General features: G+C 74.9%; 15 protein-coding genes and 1 pseudogene. 7 read left to right on the plus strand and 9 right to left on the minus strand.

All coding sequences use genetic code 11. The features are described 5' to 3' along the window. Positions 1-205 precede the first annotated feature (205 nt). The 4 genes from FEF34_RS05950 (at position 206) to FEF34_RS05965 (ending at position 3,939) form a co-directional block, all read left to right on the plus strand. Positions 206-1,042 (plus strand): aldo/keto reductase, encoded by an 837-nt coding sequence (locus tag FEF34_RS05950; RefSeq protein WP_138052178.1) that lies wholly within the window; start codon positions 206-208, stop codon positions 1,040-1,042. Positions 1,043-1,282: 240 nt separating this feature from the next. Next, complete coding sequence (locus FEF34_RS05955) at positions 1,283-2,188, plus strand: LysR family transcriptional regulator (protein ID WP_138052179.1); 906 nt, start codon at positions 1,283-1,285, stop codon at positions 2,186-2,188. Positions 2,189-2,338: 150 nt separating this feature from the next. Then, positions 2,339-2,905, plus strand: coding sequence for a cysteine dioxygenase family protein (locus FEF34_RS05960; RefSeq protein ID WP_138052180.1), 567 nt, complete (start codon positions 2,339-2,341; stop codon positions 2,903-2,905). Then, a complete protein-coding gene (locus FEF34_RS05965) occupies positions 2,902-3,939 on the plus strand; it encodes a YeiH family protein (protein ID WP_138052181.1) in 1,038 nt (345 codons plus the stop codon). The genes FEF34_RS05960 and FEF34_RS05965 overlap by 4 nt, the downstream gene beginning before the upstream one ends. Positions 3,940-5,099: 1,160 nt before the next feature. Here FEF34_RS05965 and FEF34_RS05970 read toward each other — a convergent pair. From FEF34_RS05970 to FEF34_RS05980, 3 genes are all read right to left on the minus strand, one after another. Continuing rightward, positions 5,100-6,026 (minus strand): class I SAM-dependent methyltransferase, encoded by a 927-nt coding sequence (locus FEF34_RS05970; protein ID WP_138052182.1) that lies wholly within the window; start codon positions 6,024-6,026, stop codon positions 5,100-5,102. Positions 6,027-6,447: 421 nt separating this feature from the next. Continuing rightward, positions 6,448-7,182 (minus strand): class I SAM-dependent methyltransferase, encoded by a 735-nt coding sequence (locus FEF34_RS05975; RefSeq protein ID WP_138057309.1) that lies wholly within the window; start codon positions 7,180-7,182, stop codon positions 6,448-6,450. A gap of 62 nt (positions 7,183-7,244) precedes the next feature. After that, entirely contained in the window at positions 7,245-7,550 is a 306-nt protein-coding gene (locus FEF34_RS05980) for a 4a-hydroxytetrahydrobiopterin dehydratase (protein ID WP_138052183.1), read from the minus strand. A gap of 48 nt (positions 7,551-7,598) precedes the next feature. Between FEF34_RS05980 and FEF34_RS05985 the strand changes: the two are divergent. After that, positions 7,599-7,853: pseudogene (locus FEF34_RS05985) on the plus strand (helix-turn-helix domain-containing protein); the annotation flags it as partial. Positions 7,854-7,893: 40 nt separating this feature from the next. Here the strand turns inward: FEF34_RS05985 and FEF34_RS05990 are convergent. The 5 genes from FEF34_RS05990 to FEF34_RS06010 form a co-directional block, all read right to left on the minus strand. Further along, a complete protein-coding gene (locus FEF34_RS05990; RefSeq protein WP_138052184.1) occupies positions 7,894-8,352 on the minus strand; it encodes a DUF3093 family protein in 459 nt (152 codons plus the stop codon). Positions 8,353-8,490: 138 nt separating this feature from the next. Beyond that, entirely contained in the window at positions 8,491-8,655 is a 165-nt protein-coding gene (locus FEF34_RS41070) for a hypothetical protein (RefSeq protein ID WP_171052840.1), read from the minus strand. Positions 8,656-8,753: 98 nt separating this feature from the next. Further along, positions 8,754-9,098 carry a hypothetical protein gene (locus FEF34_RS05995; RefSeq protein WP_138052185.1) on the minus strand — a complete coding sequence of 115 codons (345 nt, stop codon included), beginning with the start codon at positions 9,096-9,098 and terminating at the stop codon, positions 8,754-8,756. 467 nt (positions 9,099-9,565) lie between these two features. After that, a complete protein-coding gene (locus FEF34_RS06005) occupies positions 9,566-11,791 on the minus strand; it encodes an alkaline phosphatase family protein (protein WP_138057310.1) in 2,226 nt (741 codons plus the stop codon). 472 nt (positions 11,792-12,263) lie between these two features. Next, complete coding sequence (locus FEF34_RS06010) at positions 12,264-12,680, minus strand: recombinase family protein (RefSeq protein ID WP_138052186.1); 417 nt, start codon at positions 12,678-12,680, stop codon at positions 12,264-12,266. Between the two features lie 181 nt (positions 12,681-12,861). On the opposite strand from FEF34_RS06010, the gene FEF34_RS06015 reads away from it, so the two are divergent. Together FEF34_RS06015 and FEF34_RS06020 are read left to right on the plus strand one after the other, a co-directional pair. Continuing rightward, on the plus strand, positions 12,862-13,635 hold the full coding sequence (locus tag FEF34_RS06015; protein WP_138052187.1) for an MBL fold metallo-hydrolase: 774 nt from the start codon (positions 12,862-12,864) through the stop codon (positions 13,633-13,635). Further along, positions 13,632-14,285, plus strand: coding sequence for a DedA family protein (locus tag FEF34_RS06020; RefSeq protein ID WP_138052188.1), 654 nt, complete (start codon positions 13,632-13,634; stop codon positions 14,283-14,285). The genes FEF34_RS06015 and FEF34_RS06020 overlap by 4 nt, the downstream gene beginning before the upstream one ends. Here the strand turns inward: FEF34_RS06020 and FEF34_RS06025 are convergent. Further along, complete coding sequence (locus FEF34_RS06025) at positions 14,265-15,323, minus strand: MBL fold metallo-hydrolase (RefSeq protein WP_138057311.1); 1,059 nt, start codon at positions 15,321-15,323, stop codon at positions 14,265-14,267. The two genes, FEF34_RS06020 and FEF34_RS06025, sit on opposite strands and share 21 nt — an antisense overlap. Between the last annotated feature and the right edge of the window lie 105 nt (positions 15,324-15,428).

Raw genomic sequence — 15,428 nt, forward strand, 5'->3', positions numbered from 1 at the left:
ACGGACCGAACCCGGCGTTCACATTCATGCACCAAGTTCAACAATGTGCATTAGGGTCGCGGCAGGCGGACCGCCGGTCGATGGTTTGGACCGATCCCGCTGCGGGGGGCTGCCCGGAACGCCGGAGGTCCCTCGGGAATGCGTCCGCCCGAATGATCGTTGACCATGGCAGCAAGACACCGACCGACGTAAGGATCGACCGCTCGTGAGCAAGGTCCCCTCCATCACCCTCAACAACGGCGTCGCCATGCCACAGCTCGGCTACGGCGTGTGGCAGGTGCCGGACGACGAGGCGGCGAAGGCCGTCGGAGCGGCCCTGGAGGCCGGTTACCGCAGCATCGACACGGCTGCCGTCTACGAGAACGAGAAGGGTACCGGCAAGGCCGTCGCGGCCTCCGGGATCCCCCGCGAGGAGCTGTTCGTCACCACCAAGCTCTGGAACGCCGACCAGGGCCGCGACTCGACGCTTCGCGCCTTCGACGCCTCCCTCTCCCGGCTCGGCCTCGACTACGTGGACCTGTACCTGATCCACTGGCCGGTGCCGTCCAAGAACGCGTACGTGGAAACGTACAAGGCGTTCGAGACCATCCTCGCCGAGGGCCGGGCCCGGGCCGTCGGCGTCTCCAACTTCCGTCCCGAGCACCAGGAACGGCTGCTCGGCGAGACCTCGGTCGTCCCGGCCGTGAACCAGATCGAGCTGCACCCGCAGTTCCAGCAGGCCGAGTCACGGGCCTTCCACGCCAAGCACGCCATCGCCACCGAGGCGTGGTCGCCGCTGGGCTCGGGCCGCGGACTGCTGGAGGTCCCGACGATCGTCGCGGTCGCCCAGAAGCACGGGAAGACCCCGGCGCAGGTCGTGCTCCGCTGGCATCTGCAGCTCGGGAACGTCGTGATCCCCAAGTCCGTGACACCGTCGCGGATCCGGGAGAACATCGACGTCTTCGGCTTCGAGCTGGACGCCGACGACCTCGCGGCGTTCGCCGCCCTCGACGAGGGCCGACGCCTCGGTCCCGACCCGGCGACGTTCAGCATGGGCGCCTGACTCACCGGCGCACACCGGAGCCGGCGCGGCCGCCGCGGAGGGGGCCGCGCCCACCCCTCCGACGGCACGGCAACGACCGTTCAAGCGCGGGGTGGCCGTCCCGGTGCCGTGGGAATGCCCGTCCGGCGCGTCCCGTTCGCCCACGGCATGGACGCGTGCCCACCCCGCGGGCCCGAACCCGCCACGGACGACCGGCATTTCGCCGCCTGCGGCCACCCAAAATCTGCTTATGCTTCTGCCGTGTTCGATTCCCGGTACATCAGGACTTTCCATGAGGTGGTCAGGACCGGCTCCTACTCGGCAGCTGCCCGTTCGCTCGGTTACACCCAGCCCGCGGTCAGCCAGCAGATGAAGGCGCTGGAGCGGGATATCGGCACCCCCCTGTTCACGCGGGTCGGGCGCGGCATCAGGCTCACCGAGGCCGGAGAGGCGCTGACCCGGCACGCCGGGACGATCCTCGACAGCCTCTCGGCGGCACAGCTTCAGATCGACGCCATCGCCCGACTGCGCTCGGGACGCGTGCGGGTGTGCGCGTTCCCCAGCGCCTGTGCGACCCTCATCCCTGAGACCATGGCCGCCATCGCGGCCGAACACCCGGGCATCCGCATCGAGTTGACCGAGAGCGAGCCTCCCGAGTCCCTGCGGCTGGTGGCGCGAGGCGACTGCGACATCGCCCTGGCCTTCAGCTATCCCGGCCACACCGCCGAGGTCCCCGAGGAGCTGGCCGAAGTGCCGCTGCTGGAGGACCCTCTGACGGTTCTGCTGCCCACCGGCCACCCACTGGCCAGGCGGCGGGCCGTACGGCTGGCGGACCTCGCCCGCGAACGGTGGATAGCGGGCTGCCTGCGCTGTCGCGCCAACTTCCTGCACGCCTGCGCCGAGGAGGGGTTCGCACCCGACATCGCCTGCACAACGGACGACAACCTGGTGATGCAGAGCCTCGTGGCGTCGGGTGTGGGCATCGCCGTGGTCCCGCAGCTCGTGCTCTCGTTCCTGTGCCACTCCAAGGTGACGGGGAGGATCGTGGAACCGCACACCCGCCGCAGGGTCGGCGCGTACGCGCTGCGGGAGCAACTGCGCATCCCCGCGACCGCGCTGGTGCTGGACCGCCTCGTCGCGGTGGCCGAGCGCAGGACCGGCTGCTGAGCCTCCGGGACGCCGCCCGGTGCCCGCCCCGCGGCCGGACGCTCCCAGCTGCGCGGCCGGGACCCTTCTCCCCATCCATAAGCGGACGTTGAGGACCCTGCAAGCGATCGCTCCTGGACGTCTCCGGACGGCGGGACGGACGCTGCGGACATGACGACTGCGAACCCGGCCACCGTCACCCCTCCCGCCACGACCGCCCGGCTCCGCTCTCTGGTGACGGAGATACGGGAGACCGTGAACCGCGGTCTTCCTCCCGAACCCACGGCCTACATGGTGGCGGAGAGGCTGCTGCCGCACCTCGGCCGGCCCGACCTGCTCACGGCGGAGCAGTGCGAGGGCGACCCGCGGAACTACCGCCAGCACGTGCTGCACGCCGAGCGCGACGGCAGCTTCTCCGTGGTCGCCCTGGTCTGGCTGCCCGGACAGTGCACGCCAGTCCACGACCATGTGTCGTGGTGCGTGACGGGGGTCCACCGGGGCGAGGAGCACGAGCGGCGCTACCGGCTGGTTCCGCACGGCACGAGCGCCCGGCTCGTCGCCACCGGTGACGTGGTGAACCCGGCCGGGACGGTCGCCGCGTTCGCCCCGCCCGGCGACATCCATCTCGTCCGCAACTCCGGGACGGGTCCGGCTCTTTCCCTGCACGTGTACGGCGCCGACATCGCCCGCCTCGGCACCAGCATCCGGCGCGTCTACGACCTGCCAGCCGACCGGTGACGGCCCTCACGGGCCCCCGGTCCCGGCGCGTCACCCCCCGGGAGCGGCCCCCCGGGCCGGTGCCGGGGCTGGCGCTCGCCGCCGCCGGAGTGGTGGCGGCATGGCTGGCGCACCGGGCCGTGCCCGCTCTGCCGATGCTCACCGCGGCCGTCGTCCTGGGCGCCGCAGCCGCACACACCCCGTGGCTGGCCACGCGGGTCCGGGGCCGCTGCCGCGGGGGCCTGACACTGGCCGCGAAGCGCCTGATGCGCGCCGGAATCGTCCTGCTCGGGCTCAAGCTGGGCCTGGCGGACGTGCTGGGGCTGGGATGGGCGACGGTGGCGATGGTGCCGGCCGTGGTGGCTGCCAGCTTCTGCGGCACGTGGTGGCTCGGGCGGCGAATGGGGCTGCCGGGCGACCAGCCGCTGCTGATCGCCGCGGGCTACTCCATCTGCGGGGCCTCCGCGATCGGGGCGGTGGGCTCCGTGCACGACAGCGACGACGAGGACATGGTCACGTCCGTCGCGCTCGTGACGCTCTGCGGCACCCTCGCCATCGCCGTCCTGCCCCTGCTGCACGGACCGCTGGGACTCACCGACGCCGAGTTCGGGCGGTGGGTGGGTGCCGGCGTCCACGACGTGGGCCAGGTGGTGGCCACCGCCGGGACGGCCGGGCCGGCGGCGCTGAGCGAGGCCGTCCTGGTGAAACTCCTGCGAGTGGCGCTGCTGGCCCCGCTGGTCGCCGTGCTCGTCGTCGCGGCCCGCCGCCGGGGGCGGGGCGGCCCCGGATCCGGGAGGCCGCCGCTCGTCCCGCTGTTCGTCGTGGGATTCCTCGCCATGGTGGCCCTGCGCAGCACCGGCCTGCTGCCCGCGCAGGTCCTGTCCGCGGCCGCTGCGCTCCAGGAACTGCTGCTGGCCGCCGCGCTGTTCGGTCTCGGCACCGCGGTGCATCTGCCGTCCCTGTCCCGCACCGGCCCGAGGGTCGCCCTGCTCGGGCTGACCGCCTGGGTGCTGATCGCGACGGCGGCGTACGCGGGGGTGCTGCTCACCGCCTGATGGAAGCTGCCGGGTCGGAGAGACCAGTGCCGCGTCAGGCGAGGTTCGCCCGTCAAGGAGCGGCGTCCGGTGCATGGGGTCTCCGTAAGTTGTTAGGTGGCCCGGGAGGGCCGGATGTGGCTTACGGGGGCTTCCCTTCAATGGCTCCTGGGGAGTGGCCGTCCGGCTCTCCGGGGCGCCCTGGCTGCTGATTGAGATGTGCGCGCCGTGTGCGGTCGCTGACTACGGAGATGACAGCGGAGTGTCCCTCGGGCCGACGGCAGCCCTCCGGCCGAGGGGGTGGGGCCTCCCCAGGCCCCCGGGCCGAGGGAGTGGGGCCTCCCCAGGCCCCCGGGCCGAGGGAGTGGGGCCTCCCCAGGCCCTCCGGCCGAGGGGGTGAGGCCTCCCCAGGCCCTCCGGCCGAGGGAGTGGGGCCTCCCCAGGCCCTCCGGCCGAGGGAGTGGGGCCTCCCCAGGCCCTCCGGCCGAGGGAGTGGGGCCTCCCCAGGCCCCCGGGCCGAGGGAGTGGGGCCTCCCCAGGCCCCCGGGCCGAGGGAGTGGGGCCTCCCCAGGCCCCCGGGCCGAGGGAGTGGGGCCTCCCCAGGCCCTCCGGCCGAGGGGAAGAACGCAAGGCCCCGGATCGACCTCGTAGTGGGCCTACTCGGTTGATCCGGCAACGCCGCGAGTCGCCGTGCCGGGCGCCGCGACGGGGCGAACGTCGCCTGATGCGGCACTAGGTGCCGTAGCCGCCGGCAGGTGGGCACTCACGCTGCCGGAAGCAGTCGACGTCTGAGGTCAGACCGTGCCCAGCCGGCACCCCACGCCGCTTGACACCGAACGGCATGGGGTGTCCGACCTCCTGGCCGCTCCCGGAACGCCGCCGCGCGGCCCCCGCCCCGGCCGGCGGCTCCGTGCGCCCCGGCACCGGAAGCGCCCCGGTGGGCTGTCCGCCCGGTACCGGAGCGAGCCCCGGCGGGTTGTCCGCCCCGTACCGGAAGCGCCCGGGTCCCTGCCCGCGCCGGTACCGAAAGGGCCACCCGATTCCTCGCCCGCGCCGGTACCGAAAGGGCCACCCGATTCCTCGCCCGCGCCGGTACCGAAAGGGCCACCCGATTCCTCGCCCGCGCCGGTACCGAAAGGGCCACCCGGTGCCTGGCCGCCCCCGTGCCCGTCCCCCGGCAGCTATCCGCGCCGGGCCGTGTGCACGGTGCGGGCCGCCAGCATGAAGCAGTCCGGGCGGCGCATCAGGCCCTCCTCGTCGTCCTCGTCCAGCAGCCGGTCCAGCACCGCGGCGTCGTCGGCGTCCAGCCGTCCCTCCAGGGCCTTGCGCTGCCACGAGAGACCGGAGACCAGCCCCTCGCGCACGGTGTCGGTCACCGGAGCCGGCAGATCGAGGAGGAAGGAACGGGTCACGGCGGGCGTGAGCCCGGCGGCGGCGAGCAGGGCACGCCAGTTCTCGACCTCCGGCTTCGCGCCGGGCAGTGCGGCGCGCATGTCGGCGAACCAGGTGGCCGCGGCGGCCTCGAGTCGGCTCTCCAGGCCGGGCCGCCCGATGCCGATGTCACGCGGCAGATGGCGTGCCGGCAGTCCGCCCTCGAGGAGCGCGAGCAGTCCGCCGGGCCGGAGCAGACCGGCGAGTCCGGTGAGGGCGGCACGCTGGTCGCCGACGTGGTGCAGGGAACCGCTCGCCCAGACGAGGTCCGCCGGCCCCAGCTCGGCGATGCCGTCGAGGAGTTCGGCGACATGGGTGCCGAATCGGTCGCCGAGGCCGGCGCGGTCGGCGCGGGCCCGGGCCAGCTCGAGAAGGCCGGGGGTGGCGTCGACGGCGACCACCTCCGCCTGCGGGAAGACCTCGGCCAGCAGAACGCTGACCGCTCCGGGGCCGCTTCCGACGTCGAGGACGCGGCGCACCGAACCCGCGGGGAGCATGTCCCGTACCCAGAGAGCGACCTGCTCGTACAGCGGGAGGCTGAGTGCGGCCTCGCGTTCGAGTAGCGTGGCGAGCTCCTCCCAGTCGATGTGCGTCGTGTCGTGGCCGTGGCCGTGGCCGTGGTGCGCGTGGCCGGCGGGTCCGTGGCCGGCGGGGGTTTCGTGGTCGTCAGGGCTCATGGCGTCAGAGTGCGCACGGAGGATCCGTCCTGGCGAGTCTTCTTGCCGCTCCGGCAAAACGGTGCGGGGCTCGCGGCGCCGGGCGCGGGGGCGAACGCACCCGGCCCGGACCGGTGGGGACGGAGCCACGCGGCACGGACCGCGGGTGGACCGACGAGGCTCCGGGCGGTGCGCCCCGGGCGTGTGCCGACCGAACGGATTACCGCCCGGCATCCGGCGCGGACCCACGCGGTGCGCCCGCTGCCGCGACGCCCACCGGGCCCGCGGCGAGGCGGTCGGGCGGCGGGCCCACCCCCGGCGAAGCACCCGTTCGGCAAGGGCGGCGCCCCGGCCGAAGCACCCGTTCGGCAGGGACGGCGACCCTGCCTGGGGCGGTCGGGGAGCTGCGCCCCGGGCTGGGCGGGCCGGGTGCGCGGCGCGCTCAGGGGACGGCGGCGCGGCGCAGGGCGATGACGCGATAGCGCGGCTCGGGGCGGTGTTCGTCCGGTGCGGGCAGCACGCGGAGTTCGGCGGCGAGCTTCTCGGCGACCGGACCGCGGGCCGTCAGCCGGGAGGCGTACTCGCCCCGGAGCAACGCCTGGGCGGTGCGACGGGGCGTTCTGCCCTGGCCGTGCCCGGTGAAGCGGGTCTCCCCGGCCGGGGCGAGGCCGTGCGCCGCGCCGAACGCCTCGATCCGCTCGGCCCGGTCGTACGGTGCGACCGCCCGGTGCGGAGCGAGCACGGCCTCGATGTCGTCGCCAGGGCCGTGTGCCGCGTCCATGTCCACGGTGGTGACGAACACCCCGCCGGGGCGCAGTACCCGTGCGGCCTCCGCCACCACCGCCCGGGCGTCACGCACGAGATGCAGCAGCCACACCGAGCTGACCGCGTCCACGGACGCGTCGGGCAGCGGCAGCCTGCGCGCGTCCGCGAGGACGACACCCGGGACCCGGCCGGCGGCGGCCCTGACCATGCCGGGCGCGGAGTCCGCGCCCAGCAGCCGCAGTCCGGGCCGGGCGAGCCGTTCGGTCACGAGGCCGGTGCCGCAGCCGACGTCGAGGAGCGACCGGGCCGGATGGGGGACGAGGGAGAGCACGGCCGCAGCGGCCGCGGCCGCCCGGTGCACCCCGCCACGCACGGCGTCGTACAGCGCCGCCTCCACGTCGTGGTCGAGCAGCGCGTCACGGTCGGCGCCGGGGGATCCGGCCGTGTCGCGCGGCTCGTACTCGTGCGGCACGGTCAGCTCGCGCCGTGGCCGGGGGCGGCGCCCTCGACCCGATGGGCGAGCTCGAAGTCGTGCTCGGTGATCGCGCCACCGGCGTCGTGGGTGTTCACCGTGAGGTTGACCGTGTTGTACCCGAGGAGCAGATCGGAGTGGTGGTTCAGCTCCTCCTGGATCTGGGCGATGTGGACGACCAGCGCGGTGGCGGCGAAGTGACTGCCGAGCCGGTAGGTGCGGGCGATCCGGTCGCCTTCCTGGGACCAGCCTGGCAGTTCGCGCAGCCGGTCCTCGATCTCCTTCTGGGACAGCGGCTCTGTGGGCATGGGCGAGCTCCCTCCGGAATTGTCTGTCGGCGACGTTACGGTTCCCTCATGACAACTGTCGCGCCCGACACGGGAGTAGGGCCACTGCTGCGCGGCTGGCGTGAGCGGCGCAGGCTGAGCCAGCTGGAGCTGGCGCTGCGTGCGGGCTCCTCCGCCCGTCACCTCAGCTTCGTCGAAACGGGCAGGTCGCGGCCCAGTGAGGAGATGGTCCTGCGGCTGGCGGAGCAGCTGGACGTGCCGGTGCGGGAGCAGAACGCACTGCTGCCGGCGGCCGGTTACGCGTCGCGGTTCGCGCAGACGCCGTCGGGAGCCGGTCTGAGCCACCGCCCTTGACATCGGGGGCTCAGACCGGCGTCTGTTCCGCTTTCGCGGCGTTGATGGCCCGCACCACCCGCAGGGGGTGCCGGGTGGACACGTACAGATAGCGGTACGGGAGGCCGGGGTCGGCGATCTCGACCCGGACCGCCGTGGGGATGTACGCGCGCAGGGCGAAGCGGGCGTGCGGACCGGCGCGGAACGTGCGCCATTCCAGCGCCTCGTCCTCGTCCAGGATCTCGGCCCAGCCGAGGCGTTCGACCCGTACGGCCAGGCCGTCGGTGATGAGCACGCCGTCCTGGACGCGCAGGCGGGCGGAGCCGTAAGCGAGGAGGCACGCGGCCAGGAGCACGGCACTGACCGAGGCGACGGCCAGCGCGGGGCCGGTGCCGAGGGGGGCCACGGCCAGTGCGACAGCGCCGCAGGCCGCGCCCGCCAGCAGCCACCAGCGCACCGGTACGGCGAGGCGCTCCTGATAGGCGGTCATGCGGCCGATGGTGCCATGCCCGCGTCGGCTCGGCGCGCCGGGGGACGGCCGCACCCGGGTGCCGGGACGGCCGGGGCACCGACGGCCCCGGAAGCCGGGCACGGGGCGGGTGCGCCCGCGTGCCCGGCCGCGGCGGGGTCAGTGGGCGTCGTGCGGCCCGGCGTCACGGCCCCGGGATTCGGACGGCTCTGGAGGTTCGGGTTCTCGTTCGGCCGCTCCGTGGGTGTGGTGGTCGTCCGGGCCGGCGCGGACGACCTCGGCGCGGATGAGGGCGTTCACGGCAGCGAGGGGGTCGATGGGCACGGCTGTCTCCTTGCGCTTCACGAGGTGCTCGGATGTCGGATGGCGGTGGACGTCCCTACGGGAGACGGCACGACGAGACGCCGTTCCCGTACCGGTCCTCAGCAGCGCAGGACCACGGACCTCGTGGCCGGGGGCGGGGGCGGAGCCGCGGAAACGGCGACTCCGCGGGGATACGGGCCGGGGGCCCCGCCGCCTGCTGTCCCGTCCCCGGTCGACGCGCAGCCCCGTACGGTCCGCCCCTGCGCCCGCGCGGGCGATGGCTGTTCCGTGACGGAGGTGTCCTGCGGTGCTTCTCCCGCCGGGTCGGCGGGTACGGAGGCCGGCGGGCGGTCGGCGCCGGGCGGGGTGACGGCCGTGGCGCCCGCCCTGGTCCCCAATACGGCGACGAGCGCCATCAGGACGGCGAGCACGACACGGTCGGCACAGCGCACGGGTCGGTTCACGGGCACAACCTCCTGGACATGCCAGCTGTGCCCCCGAACCGGCCCGGGCGCGCCGTCCGTGCCCGGAATCCGCCCTATCGGACCTGCCGGACTACGCCCGACCAGCCGAATCCTCGGCGTCCGGTGCCGTCCGGCGGTTCCCTGCCGACGTCCGCGCGAACACGACCACTCCGGCGAGCAAGAACAGCACGCCTGGTGGGCGGCGGCGTCACCGGAACCCGCGACGAGCCGTCGGGAGTGGCGGCGGCGACCGCGGCGAGGACCCCTTCGCGGACGGCTCCGCGAAGGGGCCGGGACGCCGAGCAGGTCCAGCCGTCGAGCGCGCCTCCTCTCCGTGCAGACCCGAACGTGTCCCGGGACGGTTCGGCACCCCGCCAGATCACGGGATGGTTCGGCACCCCGCCAGATCACGGGACGGTTCGGCACCCCGCCAGATCAATCGGATGCGTCCTGGGGCACCGGAGCGGTCACGGGAAACGCTTCGTCCGGCCGCCCCGCGACCGGCGATCCTCCCGGGGCCCCGGCGGCGACTGCCCGCGAGGGGCCTCCGCAGGGGCCGGCGACTCCTGCGGACGCGGATCCCCGGCGGGCCCCGGCGGTACCCGAGGGTCCGGATCCTCCGCGTGCCCCAGCGGCACCTGCGGTCCGAACGGCTCGCCCCGGCACTCGTCCAGCCACCGCCGCAGCACTGCGTGCACCTGTTCCGCCCCGGCCGGCTCGCCCCCGTCCGGAACGGGTTCCGACAGTGCGAGCGGGGAGAGGAGGAAGGGGTGGGACTGCTCTCCGCCGAGGCCGCCGTGCGAACCGATCTGCGCCTCGAAGGCGTGCACCCGGCCCGTCGCCGGGTCGTACATCGAGTTCACCATGATGTCGGCGGCGTGCGGGAACGAGTCGGTGCGGCGGACGGCGTCGGCGGCCCCCGGCCCGAACCCGGCGAGCGGGCCGGAACCGTCGAGTCCGGCGACGGGCAGTTCCACCGTGCCCGCGCCGTCCCGGGCGAGCACGACGGAGCCGTGCCGCTCACTGCGCACCAGGAGGAATCCGATGCCGGGGTGCCCGGCGAGGGTGTGCAGGAGCGCCGGGTGGCGGCGGTCGATCTCCTCCCGGCCGGCCCGGCCCGGAAGGTCCGGGAAGGAGATCAGCCCCAGGTTTCCCGAGGCGAGGACGATCGGATCCGGACCGGCCGCGGGCCGCTCCCCCGCCGCGTCCTCGGCCGTCGACCGGTGCAGCGCGCCGAACAGCGCGTGCCGGGCCGCGTCCCTCGCCTCCGCGCCGCTCCTGGTGCGTCCCGCGCGACGGGACACGGGCAGCCCGCAGCCGGCCCGGACGAGGTCCTTCAGGGTCAGCCCGTAGGCGCCCTCGAAGGACTCGCCGGGGCTCTGGCCGTGGTCGGACAGCAGCACGATCCGGTAGGTGCGGGGCGCGTGGTCGGCGACCTTGGCGATGAGGGCGACGGCACGGTCGATCCGCTCGAGGACCTTGGCGGCGTCGCGGCTGTGCGGTCCGGAGTGATGGGCCACCTCGTCGTAGGCGACGAGGTCGGCGTAGACGGCGGTGCGCCCGGCGAGCATGTCGCCCACCACGGCTGCGACCACCACGTCCCGTTCGACGACGGTCGCGAAGGCCCGGATGAAGGGGTACAGCCCGCCACGGCCGGTGCGCGGCCGGTCGCCCCGTATCCGTGAGCGAACGGACTGCCCGATCTCGCGGCCCACCTCCGCCACGAACGACACCGCGGTCCGCACGGCGTTGGCGGGATCCGAGAAGTAGGCGAAGTAGCCGGCCCGGGAGCGGTTGGCGCGGTCGCGGCGGGCCGTCACCGACAGGACCAGCGCGAGCTGGTCGGCGCCGCCGGTGAAGAGGTTCCCGCGGCTGGCGCCGTCGAGACTGAGCAGCCCGGCGTCCCCGGTCCGCAGGACGGCGCGGCGCTGGAGCTCGGCGGCGCTCGCGGGCCGGTTGCTGACCATGATCCGGCCGGTGTCCTTCTCGTACCAGCGGAAGCCGGGCACGTCGTGGTTCGAACCGTGCAGGATGCCGAGCTGACTGGCGCCCGTCTGGCTGGACCAGTCGGTGCGCCAGCGGGTGAGCCGGTGCGAGGTGTCGAGCCATCGCGCGACGGTGGGCATCAGCCCGTCCTTCACGGCCTGGACGAGCACGGCGTGGCCGACGCCGTCGAGTTGCAGGAACACCGTTCCGGGGGGCGCGTCGCCGTCCGCCGGGCCGCCGCGTCTGCGGCGCCGGCGGGTGGCGACACGGGACAGCCGCCGGCGGTAGGCATTGTCGTCGCGGACGGCCAGGGCGGTGGAGGTGGCCGAGGCGACGGCCGACATGACGGCGGCGACCACCACGGCGGTCTCGGGCGCGGCGGCGCCGCCCCCGTCGGGGATAAGCCTCAGGGCGAGCAGCAGCAGCGAACCGTTCAGGAAGAACACCAGCAGTCCCAGCACCAGCGCGGGCACCAGCAGGAAGGCACGTACGACCAGCGGCCAGACCAGCGCGCTGAGCAGGCCGAACGCGCCCGCGCCCCAGGCCGCGGTGACGGCCGTCCTCGTGATGCTCTCGCCGTCGTCGGAGCGCAGCTGGAAGTCGGGCAGGATCCCGGCGAGCGCGAGCAGCGTCAGGGTGGACACCGCCCACACCACGGTCACCCGAAGCAGCGCTCCGCCGGCTGTCCGCCACCGCCCCTCACCGATCCGCGGTCCGCCCACCCGCGCCACCGCCCTCTCGACTCGCCTGCGTCCAGCCTGTCATGCGGCCCGGCAGTCCGGATTCCTGATTCCCCGGTCCCCGCGAGGGCCCGGCGCCCCTGGCGGGGACCGGCGCGGGATCGCGGACCGGCCCGGGGGCACGGGGTCACGGGGCGGCGGGAACCGGCCGTGGCCCGGCACAGGGACGGCGCGTCGGCTCGGGATCGCGGACGGGCCGGCGCCGGGTCCGCGAACCGGGGCGGGACCGCGGACCGGGAGTCCGAAGGTCCGGGTCCGCGGGCCGGGCGGCGAGCCGGGACGGGGACGGGGACCGGGGCGGGAGCGGAACCGGAACGGACCGGGGCGGGAGCGGAACCGGAACGGACCGGGACGCGCGGACCGCACCGCCGAACCGGCGGCGGGCCGGGCCCTGGCCCGGGAGCGGGCCGTCCGGGCGCCGTTCCCGGTCGCGGCCCGGTCAGCAGCCGTTGTAGCCCGCGGTCGGCATCGAGAGCCGGCGGTGGACGCTCGCTTTCATGGCGGAGTCGTACGCGGGCTCGTCCAGACCGGCCGTGGCCAGCCGGACACCGCGGCGCCGGCATTCGGCGGAGAACTCGGGGACGGAGGTCAGGGCACGCGCCAGGACACGCTCGTTCGCGGCGACGAAGAGGTCGACGAGGCCGGCCTCGACATCGGCCCAGAGGCCGCAGTGGTCCGGCCGCAGACCGTAGAAGAGGAGCTCGCGGGCGACCACGTACCCCTTGGCCGCCGCCCAGCGGGCGCACATCGCGTGCTGGCTGCGGGTGTCGACGAGGAAGGGGTCGATGTCGAGCTCCTCCAGCGGGGTCAGGCTCGCGATGGCCGCGACCCGCACGCCGTCCCCTGCGCCTGTCATGGACCTTCCCCCCGCGTCGACTGCCGTGGCCCGACCCTACTCGGCCAGGCCCGCGCGGGGGAGGCGCACTTCGGGGCGCACGGGAGACCGCCGGGCCCCCGAGCGCCTACGCTCGTACCGGAGACGGCGGCCGGCCCGCCGAGGTCCGGACGGGGCCGGGTCGCCGGCGAGGAGGCGGTGCGTGGCGGTCGAGGTCACCTGGTGGGGTCACGCCAGCTGCACGGTCGAGGACTCGGGGGTCCGGGTGCTCACCGACCCGCTGTTCGTCGGCAGGCTCGCGCATCTCCGCCGGCGGCGGGGCCAACTGCCGCCGCCCGAGGCCGCCGTCGCCGACGCCGTGGTCGTCTCCCACCTGCACTCCGACCATCTGCACCTGCCCTCGCTGGCCCGGCTCGCCCCCGGCACCCGGCTGATCGTGCCCCGCGGCGCCTCGCGGGCCGTCCCGGGGCTGCGCAGACTGGACGGTCTGCGGATCGTGGAGGTCGCACCGGGCGACGAGGTGGCCGTGGCGGACGTGCGCGTACGGGCGGTGCCGGCCGCGCACGACGGGCGGCGGCTGCCGATGGGACCGCACCGCTCCCCCGCGCTGGGCTTCGTCGTCCACGGCACCGCGCGCACCTACTTCGCCGGGGACACCGGCCTGTTCGACGGCATGGCGGCCGCGGTCGGTCCGGTGGACGTGGCGCTGCTGCCGGTCGGCGGCTGGGGGCCGTTCCTGGGGCACGGCCACCTGGACCCGGACCGCGCGGCCCGCGCGCTCGCCGCGCTCGCGCCCCGCTCCGCGGTGCCGGTGCACTACGGCACGTACTGGCCGATCGGGATGGACGCGGTCAGGCCGCACGAGTTCCACTCCCCGGGCGACGAGTTCGTCCGCAAGGCGGCACGTCTGGCGCCGGAGGTGGCGGTGCACCGGCTGGGGCACTGCGAGAGCGTCCGGCCGGAGGTCTCCCCGTGACGCTCCAGGACGTGGTCGGGCAGCTGCCGCCGGAGTCGACCCAGCAGGCCGTCGGCTATCCGACGCTGTTCCTGCTGGTGGCGCTGGGCGCCCTGGTACCGGTGGTGCCGACGGGGGCGGTGGTGAGCACGGCCGCGGTGGTGGCGCTCCATCAGACCGCTCCGCTCTCGGTGTTCTTCGTGTTCGTGGTCGCCGCGTCGGCTGCGTTCCTCGGGGACATCACGCTGTACTGGCTCGGCCGGCGCGGTGTCGGGTCGAGGAACGGCTCGAAGTGGCTGGAGGCGCTGCGGGCGCGGGCGGCCCCGGACCGGCTGGAGCAGGCACAGCGCAGACTCGACGACCACAGCTCGACCGTGCTCGTCGTGTCCCGGCTGGTACCCGCCGGACGGATTCCGGTGATGCTCGCATGCCTGATGTCGCGGATGCCGCCGGCCCGCTTCGCCCGCGGCGACGCGCCCGCCTGCCTGGCGTGGGCCGCCACGTACGGGGTGATCGGGATCCTCGGCGGCTCGCTGTTCGACGAGCCCTGGGAGGGCGTGCTGGCCGCCGTGGGGCTGACGCTGCTGCTGAGCGGGGTGCCCGCGCTGTGGCGACGTCTGCGGCGGCGGAGACCGCGCCCGCGACCGCCGTCAGGCGGTCAGCACGCGTGAGCCGCCGACGGGCAGGTCCCACAGCTGCTCACGGGGCCGGCCCGTGTGCTCCCAGGCGGTCAGCAGCCGGCTGAGGGGCTCCATCACCGGTTCGGACGAGAGCACGAAGGTGGCCCAGTGCATCGGCGCCATGTTGCAGGCGCCGAGGTCCTCGAACGCCTGGACCGCCTCCTCCGGGTCGGTGTGCACCGAGCTGAGCCACCAGCGCGGCGCGTAGGCACCGATCGGCAGCATCGCCAGGTCGATGTCCGGGTGGCGGCGGCCGATCTCCTTGAACCAGTGGCCGTATCCGGTGTCGCCCGAGAAGTACACCTGGCGGCCGCGCTGGTCGGTGAGGATCCAGCCGCCCCAGAGCGAGCGGCAGGTGTCCGTGAGTGTGCGCTTCGACCAGTGGTGCGCGGGCACGAACTCGAACCGGACCGACCCGACCCCGCTGCCGGCGGGCAGTTCCGCCGTCTCCCACCAGTCGAGTTCGGTGACGCGGGTGAAGCGCCTGCGCCGGAACCAGCCGCCGAGCCCCGCCGGCACGAACATCGGGGTGCGCCTCGGCAGCCGGGCGATGGTGGGCGCGTCCAGGTGGTCGTAGTGGTTGTGGCTGATGACGACGGCGTCGACGGCCGGCAGGTCCTCCCAGCGGACGCCGACGGGAGTGAGCCTGGCCGGTGTGCCGAGGATCCTGCGGGACCAGACGGGGTCCGTGAGCACCGTGAGCTCACCGATCGCGACGACCCAGCTCGCGTGGCCCGCCCAGGTGACGGCGACGGTGCCCGGTTCGGCCTCCGGCAGGGCACCGGGGGCGAACGGCAGCTGGGGAATGTCCTTGAGTCCGGCAGCCGCGGGCCGCAGCGCGCCCTCCCTCGCCAGCCGCGCCATGGCCCGCACCCCGGGCAACGGCGCGGTGAGCCGGTCGGCGAAGGACCGCGGCCACCGCCGGACGAGCCCCAGCGGCCGCAGTCCGGTGACGGCCGCCGTTCCGGGCCCGGCCTCGTCGTTCCCGGGCCGGAGCCCCGGCCCGCCCGCCGGCCCGGGCCGCGACACCGCCGGGGCGGCCGCGCCGGTCCCGGCGTACGAACCGCCTCCCGAAGCGGCGCGATCCGCGTGCGCGGCCGGGTGGGCGGTGGACCCACCGTTCCCGCCGCCCGC

This window comes from Streptomyces marianii, assembly GCF_005795905.1.
Taxonomy (GTDB): domain Bacteria; phylum Actinomycetota; class Actinomycetes; order Streptomycetales; family Streptomycetaceae; genus Streptomyces; species Streptomyces marianii.

Excerpts from the sequence above, each read along its gene's own strand:
- FEF34_RS05960 (WP_138052180.1), top strand. The coding sequence starts at position 2,339 with ATGACGACTGCGAACCCGGCCACCGTCACCCCTCCCGCCACGACCGCC.
- FEF34_RS05970 (WP_138052182.1), bottom strand. The coding sequence starts at position 6,026 with ATGAGCCCTGACGACCACGAAACCCCCGCCGGCCACGGACCCGCCGGC.
- FEF34_RS05980 (WP_138052183.1), bottom strand. The coding sequence starts at position 7,550 with ATGCCCACAGAGCCGCTGTCCCAGAAGGAGATCGAGGACCGGCTGCGC.
- FEF34_RS05990 (WP_138052184.1), bottom strand. The coding sequence starts at position 8,352 with ATGACCGCCTATCAGGAGCGCCTCGCCGTACCGGTGCGCTGGTGGCTG.
- FEF34_RS06010 (WP_138052186.1), bottom strand. The coding sequence starts at position 12,680 with ATGACAGGCGCAGGGGACGGCGTGCGGGTCGCGGCCATCGCGAGCCTG.